The sequence below is a fragment of the Roseisolibacter sp. H3M3-2 genome, assembly GCF_029211165.1.
Lineage (GTDB): Bacteria > Gemmatimonadota > Gemmatimonadetes > Gemmatimonadales > Gemmatimonadaceae > Roseisolibacter.
Genome location: NZ_JARGEK010000135.1, coordinates 1 through 11,387, shown reverse-complemented (window position 1 = coordinate 11,387; position 11,387 = coordinate 1). Strand labels below are relative to the sequence as shown.

Genomic DNA, 11,387 nt, shown 5'->3' with positions numbered 1-11,387 from the left:
CGGCTGCGCTCGCGCGCGCAGCGGCGGCGCGCCTGACGCCCGGACGCGCGCGTCACGGCGCGGCGCTGGCGGCGGCCGGCCTGCGCCAGATGCGGATCCCCTGGGCGCCGTGGTGCAGGTCGTCGATGAAGCCGCCCTCCTTCTTCCTCCCGCCGGGGAAGTAGAGCCACTGCTGGGAGGCGTCGTACTCGAGCCCCTGCTCGGTGAAGAAGCGCACCAGCTCCTCGCGCGACATCGCCACGCGGTACTGGTAGACGCGCCACACCGGGTTGTACTGCACGATCTGGAGCGCCGTGCGGTCGGGGACGAGGCGCGCGCCCGGCGGCAGGCGCACCCCCAGCTCGGCCTCGGTGGGCGGGCGCGCGGTGATCTCGCGCTGCACGGCCTCGCGGCGGTGGTTCACCACGTAGCCGTTGCGCACGCTCGACTCGGGGGCGCGGGCGATGATGTCGGTGAAGCGGTCCTGCGCGCGGGCGGGGGCGGCGCCGGCGACGAGCAGGAGGGCGAGGGCGGCGGTGGCGGGGCGCATGGCGGCTACGGTACGCCGGACGGGCGCGACCGGCCAGCCGCGCGGGACGGGCGCGGCTGTACGCCCGAGCTCGCCAGCGGTAGCTTCCGGGCGCGACGTGCCGACGACGGCGCCGCCCCCGATCGCCGGCCCTTCCCGCGCGCTCCCGTGTCCGACGCCGATCCGACCGCCCTCCCGGCCGCCGCGCCGTCCGCCCGTGGCGGGTCGCCGGAGGCGGGGCTCGCCGACCTGCCGTTCCGCCCGCGGCGCTTCTACGCGCGGCCGCCCGCGTGGCTCGGGCACCCGGCGGCGCTCCCCGCGCTCGCCCTCGTCGGCGGCATGGCCACGGCGATCGGTCGGATCGACCAGACGATGCTGCGCGACGACCTCGGACGCCCGCGGCCGGGCGAGGGCGCGTTCGCCGACCTGCTCGCCGGCGCGTGGCCCGTCTACTGGGGCGTGGTGCTCGTCTCGGGGGTGATGTCGGCCGTGCTGATCTGGCACGTCGGCGCGTGGTGGTACCGCGTGCGCCTGCGCTGGTCGGGCGCCCCCGGCGTCGACGCCGAGTCGGCGCGCGAGGTGTTCCTGCCGTCGCTGCTCGTGCGCTCCGCGCCGTCGGTGCTCGTGATGCTCGGGGCGACGGCGCGGCACGCCGACTTCGGCGCGTACTGGGCCGCCCCGGCGGGCGCCGTCGACTTCCTCGTGCTCGTCTTCCCGTTCTGGGGCACGTGGATCGCCTACCGCGGCGTGCGCGCGCGCTTCCCGGTGGCCCGGGGACGGGCGCGCGCGTGGTTCCTCGTGCTGCCGGCGCTCTTCTACTTCGTGGCGCTGGGCGTCATCGGCGCGGTGGGGGCGCTCGCCGCCGACGGGTGACCGGTGGCTCGCGCGCCGGCGCGGGGCCACATTGGCCGGGGGACGCAACGCTCCGCCGCTTCCGTCTGTCGAACGCGGCGGCCTCGGACGTCTCCGGGCCGCGCGCCGGACGGCGCGCCCACGATCGCGACGACGGAGGAAGGGCGGTGCGCGGGATCCCGCAGCGGCAGGACCCACCGGGCCGGGCGTGGCGCTCGGCTGCGCTCGCGCTGCTGCTGGCCGCCCTCCCCGCGGCCGTCGCGCCGCTCGCCGCCGCGCCGCTGGCGGCGCAGGAGACCGACGTGATCCGGGGGCGCGTGACGAACGCCGAGGGGCTCGGGCTCCCGGGGGTGCGGGTCACCGCGACGTCGATCCCGGGGAACGTCACGCGCGAGGCGCGCACCAACGCGCAGGGGGGCTTCCAGCTCGCGTTCGCCGGCGGGACGGGCGACTACATGATGGGCTACGCGCTCGTCGGCTACGTGTACCGCCAGTTCCAGGTCAAGCGCCTCGCCGACGAGGCGGTGCTGGTGGCCGACGCGCGGCTCGCCGTCGTGCAGCTCGACACGGTGGCGGTGGTCGAGGCGGTGCAGCGGCGCGTCTCGCGCACCGAGGCGCAGCCGCGCGACGTCGGCGGCACCGAGCAGACGGTCGCGCCCAACGTGCTGCCGCTGGAGCAGCAGGGCGACGTCGCGGCGATGGCGGCGTCGCTCCCGGGCGTCCTGCTCGTGCCGGGGCTGGAGGGGGGCCCGGACGGCTTCTCGGTGCTCGGCCTCGGCGCCGACCAGAACGCGGTCACGCTGAACGGCCTGCCCGTCGGCGCCAACGGGCTGCCGCGCGACGCGAACGTCGTCGCCACGCTCACCACCTCGCCCTACGACGTGTCGCGAGGCGGCTTCAGCGGCGCGAACTTCAACGTGCGCACCGGGAGCGGGACGAACACGCGCAACCGCGGCGCCAGCCTCGCCCTCAACGCGCCGCAGCTGCAGTGGACCGACCGCGCCGCGAACGCGCTGGGCACGCGCTTCACCAACCTGTCGCTGAGCGGCGTGCTGGCGGGGCCGATCCGCCCCAACAAGGCGTTCTACAACGTCTCGTACCAGCTCGGGCGCAACGCGCGCGACAACGCGTCGCTGCTCGGCACGAGCGCGCTCGGGCTGCGCACGGCGGGGGTGGCGGCGGACTCGGTGGGGCGCCTGCTCGACATCCTCGGGCGGCGCGGCGTGCCGGTGGGGGGCGCGGCGCACGCGCGGCGGGTGAGCGACAACGGGTCGCTGCTCGCCAGCGTCGACCTCTCGCCCCCCGGCTCGTCGAGCGGGCAGTCGTTCGGCGTCACGGTGAACGCCAACTGGGGGCGGCAGCGCCCCGTCGGCGGCGGCGCGACGCAGCTCCCCTCGGCCTCGGGCGACCGGATGAACTGGACGGGCGGCGTGCAGGCGCGGCACAGCGGCTACCTCGGGCTCCTGCTCAGCGAGACGTCGGCCGGCCTCACCCTGTCCGACAACCGCGGCGACCCGTACGTCGACCTGCCGCTCGGGCGCGTGCGCGTCGCGTCGCTGTTCGCCGACGGCGGGAGCGGCGTGCAGAGCCTCACCTTCGGCGGCAACCAGGGGCTCAGTGGGCGCACGCGGTCGGCGGGCGGCTCGCTGAAGCACGACCTGTCGTGGTTCGACGACGCGAACCGGCACCGCCTCAAGCTGACGACCGAGCTGCAGTACGCGGGGAGCCGCCAGGACCCGTCGTCGAACCTGCTCGGCACCTTCACCTTCAACTCGCTGGAGGAGTTGGAGGCGGGGCGGCCGGCGTCGTTCAGCCGCACGCTGTCGGTGCGGCAGCGCGAGTCGGGGCAGGTGACGGGCTCGCTGGCGGTCGGCGACGCGTACCGGCGCACCCCGGACCTGCAGCTCCAGTACGGCGTGCGCGTGGACGCCAGCCGCTTCACCGCGACGCCGCAGTACAACCCGGCGGTCGAGCGCGCGTTCGGGCGCCGCAACGACCGCGTGCCGACCCCGGTCGCCGTCAGCCCGCGCGTCGGCTTCTCGTGGACGCTCGGGCGGTCGCCGGAGCTGGAGGCGTTCCAGGGCGCCGCGCGCGCGCCGCGCGGCGTGCTGCGCGGGGGGCTCGGGATGTTCGCCAACGCGGCCAGCGCGGGGGGCGTCGGCGCGGCGCTCGACGCGACGGGGCTGCCGAGCGGGACGCAGCAGATCGCGTGCGTGGGGCCGGCGGTGCCGACGCCCGACTGGGCCGCGTACGCCGACGACCCCGCCCTCGTCCCCGGCCGGTGCGCCGACGGGAGCGCGGGGACGGTGTTCTCGGACGCGCTGCCGAACGTCACGCTGGTGTCGCCGGACTACCGCCCCCAGCGCGCGCTGCGCGGGAACCTCGGCTGGACGGGGAGCCTGCTCGACGCGCGGCTCAACGCGACGGTCGAGGCGACCGCCGCGCTCAACCTGCGCCAGCAGCGCGGCTTCGACCTGAACTTCGTGGCCGACGAGCGGTTCGCGGTCGACGGGGAGGGGCGCCCGGTGTTCGTGGACGCGGCGAGCATCGTGCCGGCCACCGGGGCGCTGGCGTCGCGCGACGCGCGCCTGTCGCCGGCGTTCGCGCGCGTGACCGAGCTGCGCTCCGACCTGCGGTCCCGGACGGCGCAGCTGAGCCTCCGCCTGTCGCCGCGGACGCAGGGGCCGAGCCGGTTCGGGTGGAACGCGGCGTACACGTACCAGCGCGTCCGCGAGCAGGCGTCCGGCTTCGCCAGCACGGCGGGGAACCCGCTCGACGTCGAGTGGACGCGCGCGGCGCAGGGGCCGCACCAGCTGCAGTACGCGCTGCGCTACGTGTTCTTCGGCGCGGTGCAGGTGAACTGGGCGGGCACGTTCAACGCGGGCGCCGCCTACACGCCCGTCGTCGCGGGCGACGTGAACGGCGACGGCTACGCCAACGACCGCGCCTTCGTGTTCGACCCGGCGGCGGCCGAGGCGCGCGGCGACGCGGCGCTGGCGGCGGGGATGCGCGACCTGCTGGCCGGCACGTCGGGGGCGGCGCGCGCGTGCCTGGCGCGGCAGCTCGGGCGGATCGCGGCGCGCCACAGCTGCCGCGGCCCGTGGACGTCCAACGCGACGCTCAACGTCGCCGTCGACCGCGCGCGGTTCCGCCTCCCGCGCCGCACCTCGGCGTCGTTCTCGCTCTCCAACCCGCTCGGCGCCGCCGACCTGCTGGTGAACGGGTCCGGCGGGCTGCGCGGGTGGGGGCAGAGCGCGGCCCCCGACCCGGCGCTGCTCTACGTGCGCGGCTTCGACCCCGCGACGCGCCGCTACCGCTACGAGGTCAACCCGCGCTTCGGCGCCGCGCGGCCGCAGCTCCTGGCGCTGCGCGCGCCGGTCACGCTCACCGCGCTGGTGAAGGTCGACCTGGGGCCGGTGCGCGAGCGGCAGGGGCTCGCGCAGCAGCTGGCGAGCGGGCGCACGCGCCCGGGGACGCGCTTCCAGGAGTCCTTCTTCCGCGGCACCGGCGCCTCGGCGCTGCCGAACCCGATGGCGACGATCCTCCGCCAGCAGGACTCGCTGCGCCTCACCGCCGCGCAGGCCGACAGCATCGCCGCGATGAACCGCCGCTACACCTACCGCAGCGACTCGCTGTGGGCGCCGGTGGCGCGCCGGCTCGCCGCGCTCCCCGCGCGCTTCGACGAGGACGACGCCTTCGCCCGCTACGCCCGCGCGCGCCGCGCACAGCTCGACATGCTGGCCGCGATGGGCCCCGCGATCCGCGCGCTGCTCACGCCCGCGCAGCGCCGCCGCCTCCCGGCGTCGGTGCTCAACGTGCTCGACCCGCGCTACCTCGACGCGATCCGCGGCGGCACCGGCGTGTACGTCGGCGCGGGGACGCTGGGGGGCGGGGACTGATGCGCGCGCGCGCACTGCCGGCGCTGGCCCTCCTCGCCGGCGCGGCGCCGGCGGCGGCGCAGGACGTCCCGGTGCGCCGCGTCGCCACCGCGTCGGCGCTGTCGACGGAGCCGATCGGCGCGGTCACCGGGGTGCGCGAGCTCCCCGACGGGCGCGTGCTGCTCAACGACGGCGCGCGGCGGCGCCTGCTGCTGCTCGACACGACGCTGCGCGCGGTCGGCGTCGTCCTCGACTCGCTGGCCGAGGTGGAGAACGCGTACGGCACGCGCCCCGGGGCGCTGATCCCGTACCGCGGCGACTCGACGCTGTTCGTCGACCCGGCGTCGTACGTGATGCTGGTGCTCGACCCGGCCGGGAAGGTGGCGCGCGTGCGCTCGGTGCCGCGCGTGCAGGACGTGCAGTGGCTCGCGGGGCAGGGCGGCGGCGCCGGGGTCCCGGGGACCGACGGGCGCGGGCGGCTCGTCTACCGCGTCCCCGCGCGCCCGGCCCCGCCGCGCGTCCGCCCCCCGCGCGGCGTGCCGTGGATCCCGCAGGACCCCGACTCGGCGTTCGTGGTCGCGATGGACGTCGAGGCGCGCCGGCTCGACACGCTCGGCGCGGTCCGCACGCCGAAGCGCGCGCTGGTGGTGCGGCGCCTCCCCGGCGGGAACGTCGACGTCTCCGACAAGACGAACCCGCTGCCGACGACCGACGACTGGGCGGTGCTCCCCGACGGCGCGGTCGCGTTCGTGCGCGCGATCGACTACCGCGTCGACTACCGGAACGCCGACGGCACGTGGACGGCGGGGCCGAAGCTCCCGTTCCCGTGGCAGCGCCTCACCGACGCCGACCGCGAGCGGCTGGTGGACTCGGTGCGCGCGTCGCAGCGCCGCTCGGCGACGACGCAGCACGTCACGCAGATGATCCGCTGGGTGAACACCTACCGGCGCGCCTACCCCGCCGGCTTCGCCGTCCCCGAGGGGTACGCGATGCCGCTCGGCTTCGGGCGCGACTGGACGCTGCCGCCCGGCGCGTCGTTCCCCGCGCGCTACGTGTTCGCGTGCGCGGCCGGCGAGGAGCCGACGCTGCAGGGGACGACGCCGTCGTGCATCCCGGGCCCGATCGCCCCCGGCGGCGACCCGCCGCCGATGCCGACGCTGCGCGAGCCGCAGGTGATGGACGCCGCCGAGCTGCCGAGCTTCCGCGCGCCGTTCGGCCCGGGGGCGGTGCGCGCCGACGCGGACGGCTACCTGTGGATCCGCCCCACGCCCGCGCGGCCGACGCCGGGGGGCGCGGTCTACGACGTCGTCGACCGGACGGGGGCGCTGGCCGACCGGCTGCAGCTGCCGCCGGGGTACCAGCTGGCGGGGTTCGGGCGGGGGAGGGTGGTGTTCCTGGCGATGCGGGATGCGAGTGGGGTGCGGCTGGCGCGCGTTCGTCTGCGTTAGCTCGCTGGCGACGCTTCGCCCTTGGCTTTGCACCGCGCAGAGCGGGGTACGGCGCACTGCAGGACAGGGCGCAGAGCGGGGTGAACCGAACGAAGGGGTGAGGCGGAGATCGGGGAACGGCGGACCTGCCAGCTCATAGTCGGCAGGTTCGCCGTTCCCCGCTCTACGCCCTATCCCGATCTCCGCCCTGTCCCGATCTGCGCCTCACCCCGATCTACGCCGCACCCGCTTCGGCGGCCGCCGCCCCGTCGCCCGCTGCCACGCGACCGCGGCCCCCCGCCGCGCCGCCAGCTGCACCACCGCGACGGTGACCGCGCTGATCGCCGTCCAGGCCAGCGCCTGCCCCCACGTGGTGTCCGGCCCCGCCGGGTCGAGCGGCGGCTCCTCGTCCGAGGCGAGCCGCCAGAGCGCCACCACCGCGCGCTCGGCCACCGGCGCGGCCAGCGCGCTCGCCCCCGCGGCCAGCAGCGTCCACTGCTGCAGCCGTCTCGCCCGTGCCGCCGTCATCGCCCGCGTCGTCATGCCCGCTCCCGGTTCGTGTGCGTTCGTGTGCCGGGCGCAGGGGCAACGGGCGTGCCGCCCCCGGCCCGCGCCGGCGCCGCGCTCAGCTCCCCGGCATCCCCTCGACCCGCCGCGCCGGCGGCAGGGCGGCCAGCCGCGCCCGCACGCGCTGGAACCCCGCGTCGTCGGCCGCCAGCCCCGCGCGCGCGTCGGCCGGCAGGGCGCCCAGCATCCGCTCGATCTCGGCGATCCGGTCCCCGGTGCCCGGGTGGTCGGCGAACCAGGCCAGCGCCTCCGCCCCGCCCCCCGCGCGCCGCTCCTCCTCGGCGAGCTGCTCGAAGAAGGTGCGCATCCCCTCCGGGTCGATCCCCGAGCGGCGGACGTTGTCGAAGGCGCCGGCGTCGGCCTCGCGCTCCGCCTCGCGCCCGAAGCGGGCGAAGAGGAGGGAGCCCCCCACCTGGATCCCGATCTGGGCGGCGGGGCCCTGGCACCACCCGGTGAGCGAGCAGACGATCGACACCCCCGTCTGCGCCCCCTGCGCCTTGCGCATCTGCTCGACCGAGTGGCGGCGGACCACGTGCTCGACCTCGTGCCCCAGCACCCCGGCCAGCTCGCTCATCGAGCCGGCGCGCTCCAGCAGCCCGCGGTAGACGTAGATGAAGCCCCCCGGGAGGGCGAAGGCGTTGACGACGTCGGCGTCGACCACCGCGAACCGCCACGCCAGGTCGGCGCGCGCCGTCCGCCGGGCGATCGCGGTCCCCAGGCTGTCGACGTAGCGGGTGACCAGCGGGTCGGCGAGCAGGGGGAGCTGGGCGTCCATCTGGGCCGCCGTCTCGCGGCCGAGGGCGACCTCCTCGTCCTCGGAGGCGGGGCCGCAGGCGGCGAGGGCCGACGCGATGGCGAGCGCGACGGCCCGGCGGGGGCGCGAGAGGGGCATCGGGTGACGTTCCGGGCGGTGGCGGGGTGTGTCGCTGGGCGGCGTTTGCGGGTACGCGGGTACAACGTTCGGGCCACGGGCACCCGCCCCGGGGCCAGCGCTCTCCTTCCCCCGGACGTACTCGGGGGACACCTTCGAGGGGCTCCGGCGGGCCCGTCCCGTCCGCCGTCCCCGTCCGCCACAACCCCCGCTCGCGTGCACGCGTCCCTCCGGCGCGGTCTGCCGGCCGCCACCGTCGCTTTCCTGCTCGCGCTCGCCGCCGCCCCGGCGGCGGCCCAGCACGAGCACCACGCGCCCGCGGGCGCGCCCCCGGTCACGATCCCGGCCGGGGCGCGCTTCGTCGAGGCCGACGTCCGCTTCATGCAGGGGATGATCGCGCACCACGCGCAGGCCATCCACATGTCGCGCATGGCCCCCTCGCGCGGCGCCAGCCCGCGCCTCGCCCGCTTCGCGCAGAAGATCGACCTGTCGCAGGCCGGCGAGATCCAGCTGATGCAGGAGTGGCTGCGCGCCAACGGCCAGTTCGCCCCCGACACCGGCTCGTGGCGCGGCATGACCATGCACGGCATGCTGACCGCCGCCGAGCTGCAGAAGCTCGAGGCGTCGCGCGGCAAGGCGTTCGACAAGCTGTTCCTCGAGTACATGATCCGGCACCACGAGGGGGCGCTGAAGATGGTCGCCGACCTCTTCGCCACCCCGCGCGCCGGCCAGGACGTCGACGTCTCGGTCCTCGCCAACGACGTCGAGAGCACGCAGACGGCCGAGATCGGCCTGATGCGCTACATGCTGACCCAGCAGTGAACCAGCAGTGAATTCGGTCGTGAAACCCCACCACCCGGAGTCCCGCCTGATGGAACCCGCCCGCTGGACGCGCGCCGTCGTCCCGACGCTCGCCGCCGCCCTCGCGCTCGCGCCCGCGCTCGGCGCGCAGACCTACCCGCCCGGCAACGACCCGCGCGACGGCCTGAAGGCCGGGCTGCACGACGCCGGCGAGGCGGCGAAGGGGATGAAGCTCGTCGGGCACGCCGGCAAGCCCACCCCGTTCGACTCGGCGGTCGGCCTGACCTTCGTGAACTCCGACCTGGCGTTCAAGGGGAACCTGGTCTACCAGGGGAACTTCGCCGGCTTCTCGATCTGGGACGTCAGCAACCCGGCGAAGCCCGAGATGCTCTCGGCGGTCGAGTGCATCACGTCGCAGGGGGACCCGTCGATCGTCGGCAACCTGCTGTTCGTGTCCGCCGAGGGCGGCGGGAACCGCAAGGACTGCGGCAAGGGCGGCGTCGAGAACCCGGCCGACCACATGGCCGGCGTGCGCATCTACGACGTGTCCAACCCGCGCGCCCCGCGCCTCGTGAAGAACGTCGAGACGTGCAAGGGCTCGCACACGCACACGGTCGTCCCGCACCCGAAGGACAAGGGGATCGTCTACCTCTACGTCTCGGGGAGCCAGGGCGCGCGCCCGGAGGCGGAGCTCGCCGGCTGCAAGAACGGCGGCGACCCGGCCGACACGACCAACTCGCTCTACCGCCTCGACGTCATCAAGGTCCCGCTCGCGCGCCCGCAGGACGCCGCGGTGGTGACCGGCGCCCGCGTGTTCACGGGGCTCACCCCGGCGCCGATGCGCGGCGGGCAGACGCGCCGCGCCCGCGCGACCACCGGCGCCGACAGCGCGATGCTGGCGCAGATGGCCGCCGCCGGCCCGCGCAACTGCCACGACGTCACGGCGTACCCCGAGATGGGGCTGCTCGCCGGCGCGTGCGCCAGCCACGGCCTCCTGGTCGACATCTCGAACCCCGAGAAGCCGAAGCGCCTGACCGCCGCGGCGGACACGAACTTCTCGCTCTGGCACACGGCGGTGTTCAGCAACGACGGCAAGAAGGTCGTGTTCACCGACGAGTGGGGCGGCGGCACCTCGCCCAACTGCCAGAAGCAGCACCCGCTCGAGATGGGCGGCAACACCACGCTCTCCATCGGGCCGGACAAGAAGTTCAAGCAGCACGCGTACTTCAAGCTGCCGTCGGCGCAGACGGCGCAGGAGAACTGCGTGTCGCACAACGGCTCGCTGATCCCGATCCCGGGGCGCGACGTGATGGTGCAGGGGTGGTACCAGGGCGGCGTCGACGTGATCGACTTCACCGACGCCGACAAGCCGGTCGAGATCGCGTTCTTCGACCGCGGCCCGATCGACCAGCCGCCCCTCATCGACCAGGGCCCGCCGTCGCAGACGCGCCAGCCGCAGCGCAGCACGATCGGCGGCTCGTGGGGCGCCTACTGGTACAACGGGCGCATCTACTCGTCGGAGATGGCGCGCGGCCTCGACATCCTCGAGCTGACGCCGAGCGAGCACCTGTCGCAGAACGAGATCGACGCGGCGAAGCTCGTGATGATGCAGGAGTTCAACCCGCAGAGCCAGCCGAAGATCGTGTGGCCGGCGGCGTTCCCGGTGGTGCGCGCGTACCTCGACCAGCTCGGGCGCAACGACGGGCTGCCGGCGGCGCGCCGCACGGCGATCGCGGCCTCGCTCGACGCGGCCGAGAAGCAGGAGGGCGCCGCGCGCCGCACGGCGCTGACGACGCTCGCGACGGCCGTGACGCGCGACGCGAACGGCGCCAAGGACGCCGCGAAGGTGCGCACGATGGCGCAGGCGATCCGCGAGCTGGCCAACGCCTCGCGCTGACCGCACCGCTCGACCCGCAGACCGTCCCACGAGCAGGCCCGGCCCCGCGCCGGGCCTGCTCGCGTTCAGGGCTTCGCGAACCGCCGCGCGCGCCGCTCGTACGCGTGCGCGAACGCCAGCACGCGCGCGTCGTCCCCCGGCACCCCGACCACCGACAGGCCGAGCGCGGGCAGCCCGTCGCCCTGCATCCCCGCGGGCACCGACACCTCGGGGAGCCCGAGCCAGTTGCCGTAGCCGAGCGGGGTGCGCACGTCGGGCCACGGGTCGACCGCGCGCGGCGCCGAGAACGGCATCGTCGGGTAGACCATCGCCGACACCCCCGCCGCGCGCATCGACCCGGCGAGCCGCGCGACGACGGCGGCGCGCGCCCGCGCGAACGCGCGCCCGGGCGGGTCGTCGCGCTGCGGCCGGTCGAGCAGCGGCGCGCACTCCGCGTACGTCGCCGGCAGCCGGTCGTAGAACGCGCGGTACGCGTCGTAGCCGCGCCGCACGGCGGCGCGCGCGTCGGCGTCGGTCGCCGTGCGCCCGGCGAAGTAGCGCAGCAGCGCGTTGGCGGTGGGCGCGGGCGCGTTCGGGTCGGGCGCCG

General features: G+C 76.2%; 8 protein-coding genes and 1 pseudogene. 5 read left to right on the top strand and 4 right to left on the bottom strand.

The annotated features are described in order from the left end of the window. Window positions 1-52 precede the first annotated feature (52 nt). On the bottom strand, window positions 53-529 hold the full coding sequence (locus tag PYV61_RS12610) for a hypothetical protein (protein WP_275832003.1): 477 nt from the start codon (window positions 527-529) through the stop codon (window positions 53-55). A 147-nt stretch (window positions 530-676) separates the two neighbouring features. Between PYV61_RS12610 and PYV61_RS12605 the strand changes: the two genes are divergently transcribed. The 3 genes from PYV61_RS12605 (at window position 677) to PYV61_RS12595 (ending at window position 6,686) form a co-directional block, all read left to right on the top strand. Then, complete coding sequence (locus PYV61_RS12605; RefSeq protein ID WP_275832001.1) at window positions 677-1,381, top strand: hypothetical protein; 705 nt, start codon at window positions 677-679, stop codon at window positions 1,379-1,381. A 146-nt stretch (window positions 1,382-1,527) separates the two neighbouring features. Beyond that, complete coding sequence (locus PYV61_RS12600) at window positions 1,528-5,259, top strand: TonB-dependent receptor (protein WP_275831999.1); 3,732 nt, start codon at window positions 1,528-1,530, stop codon at window positions 5,257-5,259. Then, the gene (locus PYV61_RS12595) at window positions 5,259-6,686 is read left to right on the top strand and encodes a hypothetical protein (RefSeq protein ID WP_275831997.1); all 1,428 of its coding nucleotides are present in this window, start codon (window positions 5,259-5,261) and stop codon (window positions 6,684-6,686) included. Before PYV61_RS12600 ends, PYV61_RS12595 begins: the two co-directional genes overlap by 1 nt. Before the next feature lie 204 nt (window positions 6,687-6,890). Here PYV61_RS12595 and PYV61_RS12590 read toward each other — a convergent pair whose 3' ends face one another. Next, entirely contained in the window at window positions 6,891-7,208 is a 318-nt protein-coding gene (locus PYV61_RS12590) for a DUF4235 domain-containing protein (protein WP_275831995.1), read from the bottom strand. 82 nt (window positions 7,209-7,290) lie between these two features. Next, window positions 7,291-8,124 carry a M48 family metallopeptidase gene (locus tag PYV61_RS12585; RefSeq protein ID WP_275831993.1) on the bottom strand — a complete coding sequence of 278 codons (834 nt, stop codon included), beginning with the start codon at window positions 8,122-8,124 and terminating at the stop codon, window positions 7,291-7,293. Window positions 8,125-8,319: 195 nt separating this feature from the next. Here PYV61_RS12585 and PYV61_RS12580 point away from each other — a divergent pair, with 195 nt between their 5' ends. Continuing rightward, on the top strand, window positions 8,320-8,925 hold the full coding sequence (locus PYV61_RS12580; protein WP_275831991.1) for a DUF305 domain-containing protein: 606 nt from the start codon (window positions 8,320-8,322) through the stop codon (window positions 8,923-8,925). Between the two features lie 49 nt (window positions 8,926-8,974). Beyond that, window positions 8,975-10,801 (top strand): hypothetical protein, encoded by a 1,827-nt coding sequence (locus PYV61_RS12575; protein WP_275831989.1) that lies wholly within the window; start codon window positions 8,975-8,977, stop codon window positions 10,799-10,801. A gap of 65 nt (window positions 10,802-10,866) precedes the next feature. On the opposite strand, the pseudogene PYV61_RS12570 reads toward PYV61_RS12575, so the two are convergent. Continuing rightward, a pseudogene (locus PYV61_RS12570) lies at window positions 10,867-11,387 on the bottom strand (hypothetical protein); the annotation flags it as partial.

What these genes read in the sequence shown, in the direction of transcription:
- PYV61_RS12610 (WP_275832003.1), bottom strand. Translation starts at nt 529, where the DNA reads ATGCGCCCCGCCACCGCCGCCCTCGCCCTCCTGCTCGTCGCCGGCGCC.
- PYV61_RS12595 (WP_275831997.1), top strand. Translation starts at nt 5,259, where the DNA reads ATGCGCGCGCGCGCACTGCCGGCGCTGGCCCTCCTCGCCGGCGCGGCG.
- PYV61_RS12590 (WP_275831995.1), bottom strand. Translation starts at nt 7,208, where the DNA reads ATGACGACGCGGGCGATGACGGCGGCACGGGCGAGACGGCTGCAGCAG.
- PYV61_RS12585 (WP_275831993.1), bottom strand. Translation starts at nt 8,124, where the DNA reads ATGCCCCTCTCGCGCCCCCGCCGGGCCGTCGCGCTCGCCATCGCGTCG.
- PYV61_RS12575 (WP_275831989.1), top strand. Translation starts at nt 8,975, where the DNA reads ATGGAACCCGCCCGCTGGACGCGCGCCGTCGTCCCGACGCTCGCCGCC.